We start from the raw sequence: 18,844 nt of genomic DNA on the forward strand, positions 1-18,844 counted from the left end.
GCGCGACATGAGCACCGCAACCCGCTCGCTGCCCCGCATCATTGGCGCCCACGCGATCCTGTTGACCTACACCGCCATCGCGCTGTTTCCGGTCATCCTCGTCATCATGAATTCGTTCAAATCGCGCGCAGGGATTTTCGGCGCGCCGCTGACGCCGCCAACGCCAGGGACCTTCGACCTGATCGGCTACGCCACGGTGATCGGCCAGGGCGACTTCATCCACTATTTCCAGAACAGCCTAGTCGTCACCGTCGCCTCGCTGTTCTTCGTGCTTCTGTTCGGCGCCATGGCTGCGTTCGCACTGTCGGAATACCGCTTCCGCGGCAATTCGCTGATGGGGCTCTATCTGGCGCTCGGCATCATGATCCCGATCCGCCTCGGCACCGTCGCCATCCTGCAGCTGATGGTGGCGAGCGGGCTGGTTAACACGCTGACGGCGCTGATCCTGGTCTACACGGCGCAGGGCCTGCCGCTTGCCGTCTTCATCCTGTCGGAATTCATGAAGCAGGTCTCGGACGATCTGAAGAATGCGGGCAGGATCGACGGCCTGTCTGAATACACCATCTTTTTCCGGCTGGTGCTGCCGCTGGTGCGCCCATCGATGGCGACGGTCGCGGTCTTCACCATGATCCCGATCTGGAACGATCTGTGGTTCCCGCTGATCCTGGCGCCGTCGGAGGAGACCAAGACAGTGACGCTCGGCGCCCAGCTGTTCCTCGGCCAGTTCGTCACCAACTGGAACGCCATTCTGGCGGCACTGTCGCTGGCGATCATGCCGGTGCTGATCCTCTACGTCATCTTCTCGCGGCAGCTGATCCGCGGCATCACTTCGGGAGCGGTCAAGTGAGTTCGCAACAACCTCTGCGCGTCGTCGTCGCCGGTCTCGGCAATATGGGCCGCAGCCATGCGCTGGCCTACCATACCAATCCGGGCTTCGAGATCGCAGCACTGGTCAATCGCTCCGACGTGCCGTTGCCGGGCGGGCTCGCCAGTTATGGCATCAGGCGCTCCTTTGACCAGGCGTTGCGCGACGAGAGTCCTGACGTCGCCTGCATCGCCACCTATTCCGACAGCCATGCCGACTATGCGGTGAGGGCGTTCGAGGCCGGCTGCCATGTCTTCGTCGAAAAGCCGCTGGCAACCACCGTCGCCGATGCAAAGCGCGTGGTCGCGGCAGCCAAGGCCAACGGCAAAAAACTGGTGATCGGCTACATCCTGCGCCATCACCCGTCCTGGATCCGGCTGATCGCCGAGGCGCGCAAGCTCGGCGGCCCTTACGTGTTCCGAATGAACCTCAACCAGCAATCCTCCGGCCATAGCTGGGAGACGCACAAGCAGCTGATGCAGACGACGTCGCCGATCGTCGATTGCGGCGTGCATTATCTCGACGTGATGCTGCAGATCACCGACGCCAGGCCGGTCGAGGTGCGCGGCATGGGGCTGCGGCTGACCGACGAGATTGCGCCCACGATGTATAATTACGGCCACCTGCAGGTGCTGTTCGACGATGGTTCGGTCGGCTGGTACGAGGCCGGCTGGGGGCCGATGATCTCGGAGACGGCCTTCTTCGTGAAGGACGTGATCTCGCCCAATGGCTGCGTGTCGATCGTCATGAAGGAGGGCGTCAGGTCCGACGACATCGACACCCACACCAAGACCTCGACCATCCGCCTGCACAGTGCGGCGACCGGCGCGGACGGCAAGTTCGCCAAACCGGACGAGATGCTGTCGATGGAGGGCGAGCCTGGCCATCAGGATCTCTGCGATCTCGAACAGGCATTTGTGCTCAAGGCGATCCGCGAGGATCTCGACTTGACCCGCCATATGGACGACGCGGTGAAGTCGCTCGCCGTCTGCCTTGCCGCCGACGAGAGCGTACGCAGCGGCCTCGCCGTGAAACTCTAGAACAGGGACGAAGCCGTGGGCTCGCTGAACATCGAGAATGTCAAAAAGGCCTTCGGGCCGGTAGAGGTGCTGAAGGGCATCAACCTCGAGGTGACGGATGGCGAGTTCGTCGTCTTCGTCGGTCCATCCGGCTGCGGAAAGTCGACGCTGCTCAGGGTCATTGCCGGGCTGGAGGACTCGACCTCGGGCCGCGTGGTGATCGACGGGGCGGACGTCTCCGCCACCCCGCCGGCCAAACGCGGCATCGCCATGGTGTTCCAGACCTATGCGCTCTATCCGCATCTGACGGTGAAGAACAACATGGGCCTCGGCCTCAAGCAGGCGGGCACACCGGCGGCCGAGATCGACCGCCGCATCGGCATCGCCTCGTCGATGCTGTCGCTGGAGCCCTACCTCGAGAGGCGGCCGGCCGAGCTTTCCGGTGGTCAGCGCCAGCGCGTCGCCATCGGCCGCGCCGTGGTGCGCGAGCCCAAGCTTTTTCTGTTCGACGAGCCGCTGTCCAACCTCGATGCCGCGCTGCGCGTCAACACCAGGCTGGAGATCGCCCAGCTGCACCGTCGGCTGAAGGCCACGATGATCTATGTCACCCACGACCAGGTCGAGGCGATGACACTGGCCGACAAGATCGTCGTGCTGAACGCGGGAAAGATCGAGCAGATCGGCGGACCGATGGAGCTTTACAATTCGCCGGCAAATGAATTCGTCGCCGGCTTCATCGGCTCACCGAAGATGAACTTCGTCGACGGGGCCAGGCTTGGCGAGACGGCCAAGACCATCGGTGTCCGTCCCGAGCACCTGACCGTCGATGCGAAATCCGGTGCCTGGAAAGGCACGGTTGTCCATGCCGAACATCTTGGCGCCGACACCAATCTCTATCTCGACTGCGAGAAGGCTGGCTTGATCACCGTGCGCATTTTTGGCGTCTATAACGCCGAACCTGGCGCCACGCTGTACGCGACGCCGGATCCGGCGAAGACGTACCGGTTTGGGGCCGATGGGAGGGTGCTGAAGTAGCCCTCTTTTCCTTCTCCCACAAGGAGAGAAGGGAGGGTGCGCTACACGTCAGCCCTGAACGTCTGCTTCTGGATGCCCAGCCCTTCGATGCCGAGCTCGACGACGTCGCCGGGCTTCAGGAACACCGGCGGCTTCATGCCGAGGCCGACGCCGGGCGGCGTGCCGGTCGAGATGATGTCGCCGGGGTGCAGCGACATGAACTGGCTGAGATAGGACACGAGATAAGCGACGCCGAAGACCATGGTCTTGGTCGAGCCGTTTTGCATCGTCTTGCCGTTGACCGTCAGCCACATCGGAATGTTCTGCGGGTCATTGACCTCGTCCTTGGTCACCAGCCACGGACCGATCGGCCCGAACGTGTCGCAGCTCTTGCCCTTGGTCCACTGGCCCTGGCGCTCAGCCTGGAAGGCGCGCTCGGAGACGTCATGCGCGACGCAATAGCCGGCGACATAATCCAGCGCCTCGGCCTCGGTGACATACTTCGCTTTTCTGCCGATGACCACGCCGAGCTCGACCTCCCAGTCGGTCTTGACCGAGCCGCGCGGGATCAGCACGTCGTCATTCGGCCCGACAATAGCCGAGCTTGCCTTCATGAAGATGATCGGTTCCGGCGGCACGGTAGCGCCGGTTTCGGCGGCGTGGTCGGAATAGTTGAGACCGATGCAGATGAATTTGCCGGTGCCGGCGACGCAGGCGCCGATCCGCGGCTTGCCGGAAACTGCCGGCAGCGATTTCGGATCGAGCTTCGACAATGTCTCGAGCGATGCCGGGTCAAGCGTCTTGCCGGCAATGTCGGTGACATAGGCGGAGAGGTCGCGGATCGTTCCATCGGCATCGAGCAGGCCGGGGCGTTCGTTCCCCGCCTCGCCATAGCGCAGCAGTTTCATAGAATTCCTCTCCTTGATTTGAGATGAGCTTAGATCGACCAGCCACCGTCGATATTATAAGCCTGCCCCGACGTATAGGTGGCGCCGGCCAGATAGACGGCGAGATCGGCGATTTCCTCGGGCGTGCCGAGGCGGCCCATCGGCTGGCGGGCGATGAAGGCGGCGCGAGCTGCTTCGTAGTCGCCCTGCGCATGCATGCGATCCTGCAGCGACGGGCTTTCGACCGTGCCCGGACAGATCGCATTGCAGCGTATGCCCTTGCCGACATAGTCGGCGGCGACCGATTTGGTCAGACCGATGACGGCTGCCTTGGTCAGCCCGTAAACGAAGCGGTTCGGCACGCCCTTGGTCGAACTGGCCAGCGACGCCATGTTGATGATCGAGCCGTCGCCGCGTTCCAGCATGCCGGGCAGCACGGCGCGGATGGTGCGGATCATCGAGCGGACATTGAGATCATAGGCGAAGTCGAGATCGCCGTCCTTCATCTCGAGGATTGAGCCGGAATGGACGAAGCCGGCGCAATTGAACAGCACGTCGACGGTGCCGATCTCGGCAAAAGCGGCATTCACCGCCTCGTCGTTCAGCACGTCGAGCTTGCGGGTCTTGATACCGGGCGTCTTGCCGAGATCAGCGAGCACCACCTCGTTGATGTCGGTGGCATGGACGATGGCGCCGGCCTTGGCGAACGCCAGCGCACTTGCCCGGCCGATGCCTTGCGCCGCCGCCGTGACGACAACGATCTTGCCAGTCAGATCTGCCATGCTTTTCTCCTCGCCCGTCTTTAATCGTTCGGCTTTTTACCGGCACAAGGCCGGGCGCAATGTGCCAGGCGGACAGTACCATCCCGCCTGTTTCGGTATTCGCCTGCCGCCCAAATGTTTTTTCTCGGTAAAGAACATCTGTTGGCCCGTCAAGCCCGGACGTCCCCTCCGGGACACTCAGTCGCCGTAGGGCACCCAGACGTTCTTGACCTCGATCGCACGGCGCAGCAAGGCATCGCCGGCTGCTTCGCTCGATGCCCAGTCGAGGCTGTGGCCGTTGCCGGTCCAGACACGCTTGAGATTGCCGATGGACTCGGCCTCCGCCTTGGCACAGGTCTCGGCATCGGCGAACATCCAGAGCCCGTCGACATCGTCGTGCTTGGCCAGCACGCCGGCCAGCTCGGCGCTACGGCCGGTGACGATGTTGATGGCGCCCGCCGGAACGTCGGAATATTCGATGACCTGGTAGAGGTCGGTGGCAAGCAGCGGGTATTTTTCGGACGGCACGGCGACCACGGTGTTTCCCATGGCGAGCGCCGGTGCCATCAGCGAGATCAGGCCAAGCAGAGGCGCATTGTCCGGTGCGATGATGCCGACGACGCCGACTGGCTCGTGCAGCGCCAGCGTGACGGCGCGGGCCGGCGGCTGGTGGACGCGGGCCTCGAATTTGTCGGCCAGGCCGGCGTAGAGGAACAGGCGCTCGATCGACAGCTCGACCTCTTCGCGCGCCGCCTTGGCGGTCGCGCCGGTGAGCTGGGTCAAACGGGCGGCAAACTCGTCGGCGCGGCCGGAAAGATTTTCGGCCACGTAGTAGAGTACCTGGCTGCGGTTGTAGGCGGTCGCCTCCGGCCAGGCCTTGCAGGCGCGCGCGGCCGCGACGGCGTCGCGGATATCCTTGCGGTTGCCGAGACCGACCTCGCCGGCAAGCTTGCCCTTGGCGCTGGCGATGGCCAAGGAATAATTGCCGTCCGGCCGGACCTGCTTGCCGCCGATGAACAGTTTTGCCGTGCGGTCGATGGCGCCACCTTCCGCCTGCTCGACAGGTTGGGCAGAAGACGTTGCCGGTTTGATGATCGGGCCAAGCGGCAGTTTTGCCGAGAGATATTCGAACATGCCCTCGCGCCCGCCTTCGCGGCCAAAGCCGCTCTCGCGATAGCCGCCGAAACCGCAGGAGGCGTCGAACATATTGGTGCCGTTGATCCAGACGACGCCGGCCTCCAATTGCGGCGCGATGTGCAGGGCAAGATTGATGTTCTCGCTCCACACCGAAGCGGCCAGGCCATAGCGTGTGTTGTTGGCGAGCTCGATCGCTTCCTCGGTGTTGCGGAAGGTCATAGTGGCGAGCACCGGCCCGAACACCTCTTCCTGTGTCAAGATGTTAGCCGGCGAAACACCGGTCGCCAGCGTTGGCAGATGGTAATAGCCCGCGGCGGGCAGTGCCGAGTCCGGCTGCCAGCAGATCGCGCCCTGCTTGGCACCTTCGGCAATCAGGCCCTTGACGCGATCGAGCTGAGTCAAATCGACCAGCGGGCCGATATCGGTGTTCTTGTCGAGCGGGCTGCCGACGCGCAGCCGGCTCATCCGCGTCTTGACCTTGGCGATGAAGGCGTCGGCGATCCCTTCCTGCACCAGAAGGCGCGAGCCGGCACAGCACACCTGGCCCTGGTTGAACCAGATACCATCGACTAGACCCTCGACGGCGCTGTCGAGGTCGGCATCCTCGAAAACGACGAATGCCGACTTGCCGCCAAGCTCCAGCGACAGTTTCTTGCCCGAGCCGGCAGTGGCCTTGCGGATGATCTTGCCGACCTCGGACGAACCGGTGAAGGCTATCTTCTGGACGCCGGGATGGTTGACGATTGCCGCGCCCGCCTCCGGCCCGCCCTGGACGATGTTGACGACGCCCTTCGGCACGCCGGCGCGTGCGCAGATCTCGGCAAACAGGATCGCGGTGAGTGGCGTGAATTCCGCGGGTTTGAGCACCACGGTGCAGCCCGCGGCGAGCGCCGGCGCGATCTTCCAGGCGAGCATCAAGAGTGGGAAGTTCCACGGGATAATCTGGCCGACGACGCCGACACCCTTGTGGCCGGGAAAATCCCTGTCCAGCGCCTGCGCCCAGCCGGCATGATGGATAAAATGGCGGATCGCCAGCGGCACGTCGATGTCGCGGCTCTCGCGGATCGGCTTGCCATTGTCGATTGTCTCAAGCACCGCGAACAGCCGTTGGTGGCGCTGCATGGCGCGGCCGATGGCATAGAGCACTTTGGCTCGGCTGTAGCCGGTGCTGGCGCTCCATTTCGGCAGCGCTTTTGTGGCGGCCGACACCGCCGCGTCGATGTCGGCGGCACCAGCGTCCGACACCTTGGCCAGCAGCTTTCCCGAGGACGGATCGCTGGTGTCGAAGGTTTTGCCTTCGCTGGCTGCCTTCCAGTCGCCGCCGATGAACAGCGCCTTGCCGAAATCCCGCGCGGCCAGCCAGGCATCGGCCTCGTTGCGGGCTTCCGGCGCCAGCCCGTAATCCATGGCGTGATAGCGTTCGAGGATGTTCATGAAGCGCTCCGAATCACGCCATCGCGTGGCGATGATTGGCCGAGTAGTGGCCGGTCAGATGATGCTCGAGCTGGCGCTCGATATCGGTCAAAAGGCTCGATGCTCCGAAGCGGAACAGCTCCGGCTCCAGCCACGGACGGCCCAGTTCTTCCTTCATCAGCACCAGCCAATCGAGCGAGGCTTTTGCCGTGGAAATGCCACCGGCCGGCTTGAAGCCGATGAGATAGCCGGTTTCCTCGAAATAGGCGCGGATCGCGCGCACCATGGCAAGGCCGACCGGCAGCGTCGCGTTGACACTTTCCTTGCCGGTCGAGGTCTTGATGAAATCTGCACCCCCCATCATCGCCACCATCGAGGCGAGCATGACGTTGCGCAGCGTGGCGAGGTCGCCGGTACCGAGGATCACCTTCAGATGCGCCTCGCCGCAAGCGGCGCGCATCGAGACGATCTCGTTATAGAACTCCTGCCATTTCGCCCCGAATACCAAACCGCGCGGGATGACGACGTCGATCTCGTCGGCGCCGTCGCGGACCGATGCTTCGATCTCTTGCAGGCGCGTCGAAAGCGGTGCAAGTCCATGCGGGAAGGCGGTCGAAACGGCGGCGACATGGACGCCGCTGCCGCGCAGCGCTTCGACGGCGGTGGCGACGAAGGGATGATAGACGCAGACCGCCGCGGGGCGGATCTTTTCACCAGTAATGCCGAGCCCTTCGACGATGTCGCGACGGAACGGGTTGACCGCCTTGGCACAGAGCCGGCGCACGCGCTCTTCCGTGTCATTCGAGTTCAGCGTCGTCAGGTCCATGCAGGCGACGGCGCGCAGCAGCCAGGCCGCCTGGTTATCGGCCTTGATCGAGCGTCTTTTGGTCAGGCTGGCGACGCGGCGTTCCAGCGCCGAGCGGTTGACGCTGCGCATCGATTCCATGAAGCCGAGATCGAGCCTCATGCCGGGATTGCGGGCAATGCCATGGGCTTGCGGCATCGGCGCATTGGCGGCGGCGCGCGCCGGCAGCGGCGTGATCTTGGACGTGCCGAGATCGGTTTCGCGGATTGTGCTGCTCATCTCCTGCCCCTTGTTCAGCGAGTTATGCCGAAGATAGACCGTGAAGCAGCGCTTCACGAGTCCTTCAAGCGGTCATAGCGGAAAAAGACGGTCGAGGCAGCCGACTTTTGACCGTATGGTCAAAATCAGGGTCGCAAACCAGTAGACTCTGAACTGCCGCGTCTCAGCCGACGAAGGCGCGCTCGACGACGAAGCTTGCCGGATGATGCAGCGAGCCTTCCTGGAAGCCGTGGCTTTCAGCCAGCTCCTTGACGTCCTTGAGCATATGCATCGAGCCGCAGATCATGATGCGGTCGGTCTCGGGATTGAGCCTGTCGATGCCGAGATCGGTGTAGAATTTGCCCGAGCCGATCAGCGCGGTGATGCGGCCCATGCGCTCGGAGGTCTCGCGCGTCGTCGAATTATACAGCGTGACGCGGCCGCCGGTAAGCTCGCCGATCAGCGGATCGTTCTCCAGTGCGGCCACCAGTTCCTGGCCGTAGGTGAGCTCGGCATTGTAGCGGCAGGTATGGGTCAGGATAACCTGCTCGAACTTCTCATAAGTATCGGGATCGCGCAGCAGGCTGGCGAAGGGAGCAATGCCGGTGCCGGTCGAGATCATGAACAGGCGCTTGGCCGGCGTCAGCGCGTCGACCACCAGCGTGCCCGTCGACTTCTGCCGCATGATGACGGTATCGCCGATCTCGATTTTCTGCAGCTCCGAGGTAAGCGGGCCGTCCGGCACCTTGATCGAGAAGAACTCGAGTTCGTCGTCCCAGGACGGGCTGGCGATCGAATAGGCGCGGAACACTGGCTTCTCGGCATTGGGCAGGCCGATCATGACGAATTCGCCGGAGCGAAAGCGCAGCGACTGCGGCCGGGTGATGCGGAACGAAAACAGCCGGTCGGTATAATGCTTCACCGAGACCACGGTTTCGGCATAGACATTGGCCGGTATCGGGAACTGCAACGGCCGGGCGCCGGCTGCGTTGAACGCGGATGTGGTGTTCATCAAACCTAACCTTCTGGGCCGGCTCAGCGCCGGCGCCAAATCTCCACCTGCGCGCCCGAACCGGTCAGGTTCCAGCGTGCCGTTTGCACACTCCGAAGCGGTAAGCTCTTGTGTCCGGAATTTATTAGTATACAAACGATATTTGCGTCAAGACGCCGCCGTAAAACAGCTTTCCAAACTAAGGCATGTAGGCAGTTCGGGCATTTCGGGTTTCGACAATGGGACAGAATTTTTCGACGCAAGCGCTGGATTCGACTGGCAGCGTCGTCGCCGGCATCGATGTCGGCGGAACTTTTACCGACCTCCTTCTGATCGATGGCCGTGACGGTGGCCGGGTGCACATCGCCAAGACCCCGACGACAGTCGACAACCAGGCGTTCGGCGTCGTTTCGGCACTTGGCGCCACCGGATTTCCGGTCGACGGCATCGCCCTCATCGTGCACGGCACGACGACGACCACCAACGCGGTCCTGGAGCGCCGGCTGGCCAAGACCGGCATGATCACCACGCGCGGCTTTCGCGACGTCATCGAGCTTGGCCGGCGGACACGGCCGCAGGCCTATGGCATGACGGGCACCTTCGTCCCGATCATTCCGCGCAATCTGCGGCTCGAAGTGTCGGAGCGGGTCGAGGCCTCGGGCGCGGTGCGCATCCCGCTCGACGAGGCCGAAATGCGGACAGCGGTTTCACAACTGATCGCAGCCGGCTGCGAATCCCTGGTCATCCATTTCCTGCATTCCTATGCCAACCCGGCGCATGAGCGGCGCGCCGCCGAGATAGCGGCCGAGCTTTGGCCGAACGGCTACATCACGACAGGCCACGCCCTGCTTTCGGAAGCGCGCGAATTCGAACGCGGCGTGACCGCTTCGGTCAACGCTTCGGTGCAACCGATCCTCGAACGCTATGTCGAGCGGCTGCGCAAGGAGCTGGCGTCAAAAGGCTACGCCCGCGACTTCCTGATCATGAACGGCAATGGCGGCATGATCTCGGCCCGCTTTGTCACACGTGAGTCGGCCAAGACCGTCATGTCCGGCCCCGCTTCCGGCGTCATTGCTGCCGCCTATACCGGCAAACGCGCCGGCTTCGAAAACCTGGTCACCTACGACATGGGCGGCACCTCGACCGACGTGGCGCTGATCCGCAACGCCGAGCCGGCAGTGTCGAACGAGATCGAGATCGAATATGCGATGCCCATCTACGTGCCGATGGTGGCGGTGCATGCGGTCGGCGCCGGCGGCGGCTCGATCGCCCGCGTCGATGCGGCCGGCCTGATCCAGATCGGCCCGGAAAGCGCCGGCGCCAATCCCGGGCCAATCTGCTACGGACGCGGCGGCTTGGAGCCGACCATCACCGACGCCAATCTGGTGCTCGGCAGGCTGGCGCCGAAGAAGCTGCTCGCGGTGGAAAACCCGGTCACCGTCGAACGGGTCACCGGCATATTCGAGGACAGGATCGGCCGCGCCACAGGCTTGTCCGGCGTCGAAGCGGCGGGTGCGGTGCTGCGGCTCGGCAACGTGAAGATGGCCGGCGCCATCCGCATGGTCTCGGTGTCGCGCGGCCACGACCCGCGCGATTTCGCGCTGTTCGCCTTCGGCGGCGCCGGTCCGCTGCATGCGACGGCATTGGCGCGCGAACTAGGCCTGCCGAAAGTGCTGGTGCCGGCGCGGCCGGGCATCACCAATGCTCTCGGCTGCGTCGTCGCCGATCTGCGCCATGATTTCGTCAACACGGTCAACCAGCCGGTGGCCGGTCTCGATGAAACCCAACTCTACGAGATATTGGAACGGCACCGAAACGAAGGCGAGGAGCTGATCGGCAAGGAAGCGGTGAAGCCGGAAGCAATCCGTGTCACGCATTCCGCCGACATGCAGTTCATCGGCCAGACGCATATCATCAACGTGCCGCTGCCCTCGTCTGCGGTGACACGCCAGGTACTGCAGCAACTGTTCGAGAGTGCCTATTTCGCCCGCTTCAAGGTCGAGCTACCGGAAATCCGCGCCAATCTGGTCAACCTCAACACGTCGGTCACCGGCGTGCGGCCGACGATCGATCTGTCCCGGCTGATCGACCCGGCTGGGCGCGCCAAAACGCTCGAAGAGGCGCGGCGCGAGATCCGGCCGGTCTGGTATGGCGGGCGCTGGTACGATACGCCGGTCTACAGCAGGGAAAAGCTGCCGCTCGACGCAGTCATCATGGGGCCGGCGATCCTCGAACAGATGGACGCTACTACCGTGCTCGAGCCCGGCGACCGGGCGCGGTCGGATGCCGACGGCAACATCATCATCGATATCGGTGAGGCCTGAGATGGCGCAGCTCGACACTATTACGCTTTCGGTCCTCCAGGCGGCCCTGCAGCAGGTCTGCGACGAAATGGACCTGACGTTTTCGCGCGCCGCGTTCTCGCCTGTTATCGCCGAGGCCAATGACCGTTCGGATGGCATCTATTCGGCGCTCGATGGTTCGCTGATCGCGCAAGGCAGCCAGGGTCTGCCGGTGTTCGTCGGCGTCATGCAGTATTCGACCAAAACGGTGATCGAGATGATCGCCGACGGACGCTGCCTGCCGCCCGAGCCGGGCGATATCTACATCGTCAACGATCCCTATCTCGGCGGCACCCATCTGATGGATGTGCGCTTCGCCATGCCGGTCTACCGGGACGGGAAGATCTTCTGCTGGCTGTCGAACACCGGCCATTGGCCCGACATTGGCGGTTCGGTGCCGGGCGGCTTCTCCGCCTCGGCAACAGCGGTCGAGCAGGAAGGCTTGCGGTTGCCGCCGGTGAAACTGTTCAAGAAGGGCGTGCTCGACCCGGAGATCTACGCCATCATCTGCTCGAACATCCGTGTCGCCGACCAGCGCATTGGCGATATCCGCGCACAGGCGGCGGCACTACTGATCGGTCAGGACAGGCTCAACGGAATGCTGGATCGTTACGGAGATGAAACGGTTGTCGAAGCGATCGCCGAATTGCGGCGCCGCGCCGCTGAACAGATGCGCGTCAACATATCGGCCATTCCCGACGGGATCTATCGTTCGCAGGCCTTCGTCGATTCAGACGGCGTGGTAAACGAGCCGCTGATCATCGCGCTGGCAGTCGAGAAAAAAGGCGACACGCTCAGCTTCGACTTCTCGGGCTCATCAAAACCCTGCGCCGGGCCGATGAACAGCGTTTTGGCGACGACGTTGTCCTCGGTCTATCTCGCTATGCGCCATATTTTCCCAGATGTGCCGATCAGCGCCGGCGCCTTCGAACCGCTGATCGTCAAGCGGCCGGAAGGCACCTTCCTCGACGCCAAATATCCACGCCCTGTGTCGGGCTGCGCAGCCGAGGTTTCGCAGCGCATCGCCGAGGCGGTGTTCGCAGCGATGGTGCAGGCGCTGCCGGACCGGGTGACGGCGGCTCCGGCCGGCTCCAGCGGCAATTTCGCGCTCGGCGGCAACGATCCGGCGCGCGGCCGCGACTACGTCATGTACCAGATTTCCGGCGGCGGCTATGGCGGCAACGCCGATCACGACGGCCTGACCAATGGCTGCTCGACCATAGGCATCTCCAAGTCGCCGCCGGTCGAAATCATGGAGCAGGCCTTCCCGGTGCTCTACCGCCACTATGCGCTGCGGGAAGGCTCCGGTGGCGCCGGCAAGCATCGCGGCGGTTTCGGGCTCGCCTATGAGGTGGAAATCCTGCGCGGCGATGCACGTGCCTCTTTCGTCATGGACCACGGCCGCTTCGGCCCGCAAGGCGCGCTCGGCGGCAAGGACGGCGCGGTCAACACGGTCGCCGTGTTCCGCGACGGCAAGGAACATGTGCCGCCGCACCTGTCCAAGGAGCAGGACATCGCGTTGAAAGCCGGCGACCGCGTGCGCGTCGGCACGCCGGGCGGCGGCGGCTATGGCGATCCGTTGCAGCGGGACGCCGATCTGGTGGCGAGGGATGTCGCGCTGGGCTATTACACGCCCGCAGAAGCCGCCGAAAGGTTCGGGGTCGCTCTCTCGGCGGATGGATTGGGGATCGACCGGGCAGCCACGGAAAAGAGGCGCGCCGGATGACGGCGCGGCATCGGATTCCCTCATTTGCGGCCAACGATCAGTTGCGGTGATCCAGCCTCGCGACCAGCCGGTCGCCGGCCCACTGGATGCCGCAGACCAGGACGACCAGGACGATGACCACGGCGATCATGACTGACGTTTCGAAGCGCTGGTAACCGTAGCGGATGGCGAGGTCGCCGAGCCCGCCGGCGCCGATGGCGCCGGCCATCGCCGAGGCGCCGATCAGCGTCACCAGCGTCACCGTGAAGCCGGCGACGATGCCGGGCAGCGCTTCCGGCACCAGCACCTCGCGAATGATCGTCCAGCGGTTGCCGCCCATGGCGCGCGCCGCTTCGATCAGCCCGTGGTCGACCTCACGCAGCGACACTTCGGCGATCCGGGCATAGTAGGGCGTCGCCGCGATCGACAGCGGAACGATCGCTGCCCAGGTGCCGATCGAGGTGCCGACGATCAGCCGCGTCACCGGGATCAGCGCAACCAGCAGGATGATGAAAGGCACAGAGCGGAAGCCGTTGATGACAGCGCCAAGCGCGCGGTTCACCCACAGGTTTTCGGCGATGCCGCCGCGGTCGGTGGCGACCAGCGCCAGGCCGAGCGGCAGCCCGAAAACCAGCGAGATGAGGCCGGAGGCGGCCGTCATCAGGATCGTTTCCCAGATCGAACGGACGAGAAGCTCAAACAGAACCGGCGACATGGCCAAGCACCTCCACCCGCGCTTGGCGGGCTTTCAAGAACGCGATCACCTCTGCCAGGTGAGCTTCATTGCTGCCGGCGACCGCAACGAACAGTGTCCCGACCGGCTGCTGCTGGACGTGATCGATGCCGCCATGCACGAGGCGGAACGAGCCGGGAACTGCCGAGGCAAGATCGGACAAAAGCGGGCTTCGCGCGGCCTCACCGGCCACGTCGATCCTGAGGATCGCCTCCACGCCGGCGTTCCGCGTTAGCCGGCTTGCGATCTCTGCCGGCAATTGCGGCCGGATGCCGCCGAGCAGGCTCTGCGTGATCGCCGACTTGGGGTCCGCAAAAACCGACCAGACCGGGCCTTGCTCGACGATCCGCCCAGTGTCGATCACCGCGACACGATCGGCGATCGAACGGATCACCTCCATCTCGTGCGTGATGAGCAGGATGGTCAGGCCGAGCTGCCGGTTGATGTCTCTGAGCAAGGCAAGGATGGAGCGCGTCGTCTCCGGGTCCAACGCCGAGGTCGCTTCGTCCGACAGCAGCAGCGCCGGGCGCGCCGCAAGCGCCCGGGCAATGCCGACGCGCTGCTTCTGCCCGCCCGACAGCGACGCCGGATAGGCTTTCGCCTTCTCTGACAGGCCGACAAGCTCGAGCAGCTCGGCGGCGCGCGCCAGGCGTTCGGCCCTGGGCCGGCCTTCGATCTTGAGCGGCAGCGCTACATTGTCTTCGACCGTCTTGGCGGACAGCAGGTTGAAATGCTGGAAGATCATGCCGATGCGCCGGCGCAGCGGCTGCAATTCGCGCTCGCCGAGCCGGCTGATGTCGCGGCCTTCGATGAAGACCTGTCCTGAATCCGGCCGCTCCAGGCCGTTCAGGCAGCGTATCAGCGTCGACTTACCGGCGCCGCTACGGCCAATGATGCCGAGGATCTCGCCCTGGCGCACGCTGAGCGACACGCCGTCCAGCGCCGCTGTCGCGCCGAAACGGCGCTTCAGCTCGATGAGGCGCACGACATCGTTCGATCCCGCGGAGCGGCCGCCGACGGGATGCGTGACTTCGGTGACCGAGGCGAAATGCTGGTTCATAAAAGTTCCTGTATTGGTGTCCCGCAAACGCGATCGCGGTCCGCGTTGAAGCGCGGACCGCTTTATCATGCCGGGCTTCAGCGCCCAGTTGAGCTCGGCATCAATAGGCGCTGATGCCGGTTCCCTTGTAGACCCGGTCGAATTCGGCCTTCACCTTTTCGTTCTGATAGGAAGCGACCAATGTCTTTACCCAGGGCTGGTTTTCATTGCCGGCCTTGACCGCGATGAAATTGCGATAGGGATTGTCGGCCACCGCCTCCTGGGCGATGCGGTTCTCCGGTGTGAGGCCGCTTTTAAGCGCCCAATCCGTGTTGACTACGGCCCCGTCGAGGTCTTCCACCGAGCGCCCGACGATGCCTGCGTCCAGCTCCTTGATGACCAAGTGCTTCGGGTTTTCGGCGATGTCGGTGGTCGTCGCCAGAATGCCGGTGCCTTCCCTGAGCTTGATCAGATGTTCGCTCTGCAGGACGCGCAGTGCGCGGCCCTCATTGGACGGGTCGTTCGGCACGCCAATGACCGCGTCTTCGGGCAGGTCGGCAATATTCGCGTACTTCTTGGAATAAAGGCCGATCGGCCAGACCCCGGTATAGCCGACCGGGACGATGTGATAGCCCTGCGTCTTGATCTGGTTGTCGAGATAGGGCTTGTGCTGGAAGGCGTTGGCGTCGATTTCGCCACGCTCGAGCGCTTCATTCGGCTGGGTATAGTCGTTGAACACCACGGTCTCGATCGTCAGGCCCCTCTCCGCCGCCTGGGCGGTGACGACGCGCCAGACGTCCTCGTCCTCGCCGCTCATGATGCCGACCTTGACCGCCGTCTTGTCCTCGGCGAACGACGGCGCAGCAAGGCTGACAATCGCAACCGCTGATGCAAGAAGTACAGCGAAGCCGGCGCGCCGGCTTATAGTTGCCGAGAAGAATTGAAGCGAAGTGTTGGTGTTCCCAGGCATGGTCAATCTCATCGGTTTTGCAATCGTTGCGGCCAGGCGGAATGCGAAGCCTTGCGGGCATCATCGGAAATGCTGATCGCCAGATCAAAGAACAGTATTTCACACCAGATGAGGAGCCGGGAATATTCTCTCAAAGTTTCTGGCCTGGCGAGCACAGGACCCTGCCGCCTGGCGTGGTGACTCGCTATGTGGCCCGCCGTGCGTCGGAACGGCGGGCCTTTCTGCGTCGGAATGCCCAACAAGTGCAGCAGTCTGTCGACAATGCTGGACGCGCCGCATGTCCCTTCAAAGCGACGCGCTTGTTCACTCGATGACCTTCACGATCCTGCGCGTGCCAGGATCGACCAGGACGGTCCGATTGTCGACGACGACGTAGCGGTATTTGACGCTGGGAACTTCATGAAGCTCGACGGTATCGGGCAGTGTCGAGCCGACATTGAGCTCCACGCCGGGAAGCTGGACGGACGCCAGAGGCTGCTTTTTCACATACTCGCGTACGATCGTCTCCTGCTGCGGTTCGATGACCACGTCCTGGGCCGCAGCGGCGCCAACACCCGCAAGCAGCAAGAACCCAGCCGCAGCCGCGGAAAGATGCATTCTCATGATCGTCTCCTTTCGTCGTGAGCCACCTCTGCGCTGCGCCGCGTCATGCCGTTCGCAGCGGGGTCGCTAGGTCGGTAACGTCACCGGGCAAAGCTTGTTCCGCCGCTCGGATCGCTTGCCGTTTCGCTCGGTTAATTTGGAACAAAGTTTTTTAGCCGCAGTTTTACGCGGTGAAGGGACGCATTTTCCAAGGAGATCTCTCATGAAAGGCGTTCTGATTACCAGCATGCTAGCAATCAGCGTCAGCTGCGGAGCGGCACTTGCCCAGACGCAGCAGTCGACCGACGACCAGTCCGGCGCCAATTGCGCAGCCGGCACTGCCAACTGTCCAAATGGCGCAAAGATGGGCGAGCAGGCCCAGGGCAAGGCCGGCGCTACGACTGAACAACAGGCGCAGGGCAACAAAAAGCTGAAGACCGACGAGCAAGCCCAGGGCAAGGCTGGCGCTACGACTGACCAGCAGGCTCAGGGCAAGCCGAAAATGAAGACCGACGAGCAAGCTCAGGGCAACGCTGGCGCCACGACTGACCAGCAGGCCACGGGCAACACCAAAATGAAAACCGACGAGCAGGCCCAGGGCAAAACCGGAACCACCACTACCGAGCAGGCCCAAGGCAACACGAAAATGAAGACCGAGGAGCAGGCTCAGAGCAAGACTGGGACCACGACCAGCGAGCAGACTCAGGGCAACGCCTCTACGCAGACGCAGGACCAGAGTTCGACCGCTTCCATCAGCAATGTGACCGTTGAACAGAAGACAGAAATTACCCAGGTCATCAAGGAAACGAATGTCCAACCGGTTTCCAATGTCGATTTCGACATCTCTGTCGGCGTCGAGGTTCCGCGAAAGAAGGTCCGGCTGCATCGTCTGCCGGCGCGCATCGTCAAGATCGTTCCGGCTTACGAATCCTATGAATATTTCGTGCTGGCCGATGGCCGGATCGTCATCGTCGATCCGAATACCTACAAGATCGTGCTTATCCTGACCTAGTTGTAGCCGGACGGTTTGCAAGACCGTTTGATTGCACCGGTAAGCCCGCGGCGCGACTTGCGCGGCGGGCCTTACCGCATCCCGCTCCACAGCGTTGCAGCGTCTGCAAATCGCAGATCACGGTCCGTCCTCGGGGCGAGGAGCCAGCATGGTCTGATCGATGGTGTCGGGCAGGCATGGACTTGGAGCGCACCTTGTTCGGAATGACGCGGTGGCCATGGCATCAATATTCGGGACCAGCACCATTCTCGCGTAGTGCCGCGGCCACAGCGGTTCTCCAAACAAGATGAAGATGCCGCCAACCATCAGCGCCAGCAACAAGAGCGCCGTTGCGTTTGCAAATATCTCGCCGTAGCGCATGGTAACCTGTCCCGGCCGGAAATCGATTCAGCCTGTGACAGCGGCAATCGGAACGGCGCCGAAACCCAGCTCTACTGCCCTCGGCGCCTCGCGAATGCCGCCTCCCATTGGATCCTCCCGGGAATAGGCCAAGTGAATAACGGCACTCTCGGTACTTTGTTCCCGGGGCCGACGACAGCCGCTCCCTTCAAGCCCGGCGTCTCCGTTGGCGAAACCGCTGGCGGTCGTCGCCCTCATTGATGCGCGGCAGCGAGATCCTTCACGTGACGTTCGTGCATTTGCAGCACCGGCAGCGTCTTTTTGGCAAATTCCTTCATCGCCGGATCGTCGCCGGAATTTGCGTAAGCGGAAAACAGCGCCACCGCTTCCTTATGCGCCTGGGTCTGCATGTCGATGTATTTCGATTGGAAGCTGTCCCCGCTGGCCTCCTTGAGTTGGTCGAGCAGCGCCTGGTGCTTGGTGTCCAGCGGCGGGCCGGCTGGCGCGGTGGCCGAAGTCGTCTGACCCTTGCTGAGCGCCGCCTTGAACTCCTCGTCGGCCTTGGTGTGGTCCGTGACCATTTGCGCCGCGAAGGCTTTTACGTCGTCGGCCTTCGCCTGCGTCTGCGCAAGTCGGCTCGATTCGATTTCGAATGTATTGGCGATGGGCACCGTCTTGACGAACGTCGCAGTGTCAACCTTGCTCATGGTGTCGGTCGTTAGAGGCGTCAGCGTCGCCGATTGGGCAAAAGCAACCAAAGGCGCGCCGGCCATCATCGCTGCCGCAGTGATGGATAGAAGTGTTTTCATGGGAGCTCTCCGAGGCTGATGTCATCCCTCGATGGCTCAACGCGGAAGCTGCAGCGAGGTTGCCTGGTCGTGGCGCCAGAGCCGCCGCGACGCCAGACAATAGTTTGGAAACGCAAAACAAAGGACGCCGGCTGCGTCCCGCAAATTGCAACGCACGCGGCGA

The 18,844-nt window shown here is 63.3% G+C and carries 17 protein-coding genes; 6 read left to right on the top strand and 11 right to left on the bottom strand.

The window, feature by feature from the left end:
* Positions 1 to 7 precede the first annotated feature (7 nt).
* From NKJ17_RS00140 to NKJ17_RS00150, 3 genes are read left to right on the top strand one after another with little or no spacing between them, the layout of a single operon-like run.
* Positions 8 to 847, top strand: coding sequence for a carbohydrate ABC transporter permease (locus NKJ17_RS00140; protein WP_352507069.1), 840 nt, complete (start codon positions 8 to 10; stop codon positions 845 to 847).
* Complete coding sequence (locus NKJ17_RS00145; RefSeq protein WP_352507068.1) at positions 844 to 1,905, top strand: Gfo/Idh/MocA family protein; 1,062 nt, start codon at positions 844 to 846, stop codon at positions 1,903 to 1,905. The genes NKJ17_RS00140 and NKJ17_RS00145 overlap by 4 nt, the downstream gene beginning before the upstream one ends.
* Before the next feature lie 15 nt (positions 1,906 to 1,920).
* A complete protein-coding gene (locus NKJ17_RS00150) occupies positions 1,921 to 2,919 on the top strand; it encodes an ABC transporter ATP-binding protein (RefSeq protein WP_352476910.1) in 999 nt (332 codons plus the stop codon).
* Between the two features lie 41 nt (positions 2,920 to 2,960).
* On the opposite strand, the gene NKJ17_RS00155 is transcribed toward NKJ17_RS00150, so the two are convergent.
* From NKJ17_RS00155 to NKJ17_RS00175, 5 genes are all read right to left on the bottom strand, one after another.
* Entirely contained in the window at positions 2,961 to 3,806 is an 846-nt protein-coding gene (locus tag NKJ17_RS00155; protein WP_352507067.1) for a fumarylacetoacetate hydrolase family protein, read from the bottom strand.
* 29 nt (positions 3,807 to 3,835) lie between these two features.
* Positions 3,836 to 4,567, bottom strand: coding sequence for an SDR family oxidoreductase (locus tag NKJ17_RS00160; protein ID WP_352507066.1), 732 nt, complete (start codon positions 4,565 to 4,567; stop codon positions 3,836 to 3,838).
* 177 nt (positions 4,568 to 4,744) lie between these two features.
* Positions 4,745 to 7,117, bottom strand: a complete 2,373-nt coding sequence (locus tag NKJ17_RS00165; protein ID WP_352686231.1) for an aldehyde dehydrogenase family protein — start codon at positions 7,115 to 7,117, stop codon at positions 4,745 to 4,747.
* A 13-nt stretch (positions 7,118 to 7,130) separates the two neighbouring features.
* Positions 7,131 to 8,180: a deoxyribose-phosphate aldolase gene (gene deoC, locus NKJ17_RS00170; RefSeq protein ID WP_352507064.1), complete on the bottom strand. Its 1,050-nt coding sequence runs from the start codon at positions 8,178 to 8,180 to the stop codon at positions 7,131 to 7,133.
* Positions 8,181 to 8,343: 163 nt separating this feature from the next.
* Entirely contained in the window at positions 8,344 to 9,171 is an 828-nt protein-coding gene (locus NKJ17_RS00175) for a ferredoxin--NADP reductase (protein ID WP_352686234.1), read from the bottom strand.
* 218 nt (positions 9,172 to 9,389) lie between these two features.
* Between NKJ17_RS00175 and NKJ17_RS00180 the strand changes: the two genes are divergently transcribed.
* On the top strand, positions 9,390 to 11,474 hold the full coding sequence (locus NKJ17_RS00180; protein WP_352686237.1) for a hydantoinase/oxoprolinase family protein: 2,085 nt from the start codon (positions 9,390 to 9,392) through the stop codon (positions 11,472 to 11,474).
* Between the two features lies 1 nt (position 11,475).
* On the top strand, positions 11,476 to 13,218 hold the full coding sequence (locus NKJ17_RS00185; RefSeq protein ID WP_352686240.1) for a hydantoinase B/oxoprolinase family protein: 1,743 nt from the start codon (positions 11,476 to 11,478) through the stop codon (positions 13,216 to 13,218).
* A 37-nt stretch (positions 13,219 to 13,255) separates the two neighbouring features.
* Here the strand turns inward: NKJ17_RS00185 and NKJ17_RS00190 are convergent, their stop codons facing one another.
* From NKJ17_RS00190 to NKJ17_RS00205, 4 genes are all read right to left on the bottom strand, one after another.
* Complete coding sequence (locus NKJ17_RS00190) at positions 13,256 to 13,912, bottom strand: methionine ABC transporter permease (protein WP_352507060.1); 657 nt, start codon at positions 13,910 to 13,912, stop codon at positions 13,256 to 13,258.
* Positions 13,893 to 14,990: a methionine ABC transporter ATP-binding protein gene (locus tag NKJ17_RS00195; RefSeq protein WP_352507059.1), complete on the bottom strand. Its 1,098-nt coding sequence runs from the start codon at positions 14,988 to 14,990 to the stop codon at positions 13,893 to 13,895. The genes NKJ17_RS00190 and NKJ17_RS00195 overlap by 20 nt, the downstream gene beginning before the upstream one ends.
* A 100-nt stretch (positions 14,991 to 15,090) precedes the next feature.
* Positions 15,091 to 15,939, bottom strand: a complete 849-nt coding sequence (locus NKJ17_RS00200) for a MetQ/NlpA family lipoprotein (RefSeq protein ID WP_352686244.1) — start codon at positions 15,937 to 15,939, stop codon at positions 15,091 to 15,093.
* Positions 15,940 to 16,242: 303 nt separating this feature from the next.
* The gene (locus NKJ17_RS00205; protein ID WP_254815751.1) at positions 16,243 to 16,542 is read right to left on the bottom strand and encodes a DUF1236 domain-containing protein; all 300 of its coding nucleotides are present in this window, start codon (positions 16,540 to 16,542) and stop codon (positions 16,243 to 16,245) included.
* Between the two features lie 202 nt (positions 16,543 to 16,744).
* Between NKJ17_RS00205 and NKJ17_RS00210 the strand changes: the two genes are divergently transcribed.
* Positions 16,745 to 17,533 (top strand): DUF1236 domain-containing protein, encoded by a 789-nt coding sequence (locus NKJ17_RS00210; protein WP_352686247.1) that lies wholly within the window; start codon positions 16,745 to 16,747, stop codon positions 17,531 to 17,533.
* A 117-nt stretch (positions 17,534 to 17,650) separates the two neighbouring features.
* On the opposite strand, the gene NKJ17_RS00215 is transcribed toward NKJ17_RS00210, so the two are convergent.
* Positions 17,651 to 17,893 carry a polymerase gene (locus tag NKJ17_RS00215; protein ID WP_254815753.1) on the bottom strand — a complete coding sequence of 81 codons (243 nt, stop codon included), beginning with the start codon at positions 17,891 to 17,893 and terminating at the stop codon, positions 17,651 to 17,653.
* Between the two features lie 233 nt (positions 17,894 to 18,126).
* Positions 18,127 to 18,681, bottom strand: coding sequence for a DUF4142 domain-containing protein (locus tag NKJ17_RS00220; RefSeq protein WP_352507057.1), 555 nt, complete (start codon positions 18,679 to 18,681; stop codon positions 18,127 to 18,129).
* Positions 18,682 to 18,844: the final 163 nt, after the last annotated feature.

Source organism: Mesorhizobium sp. M0208, from assembly GCF_040322015.1.
Lineage (GTDB): Bacteria > Pseudomonadota > Alphaproteobacteria > Rhizobiales > Rhizobiaceae > Mesorhizobium.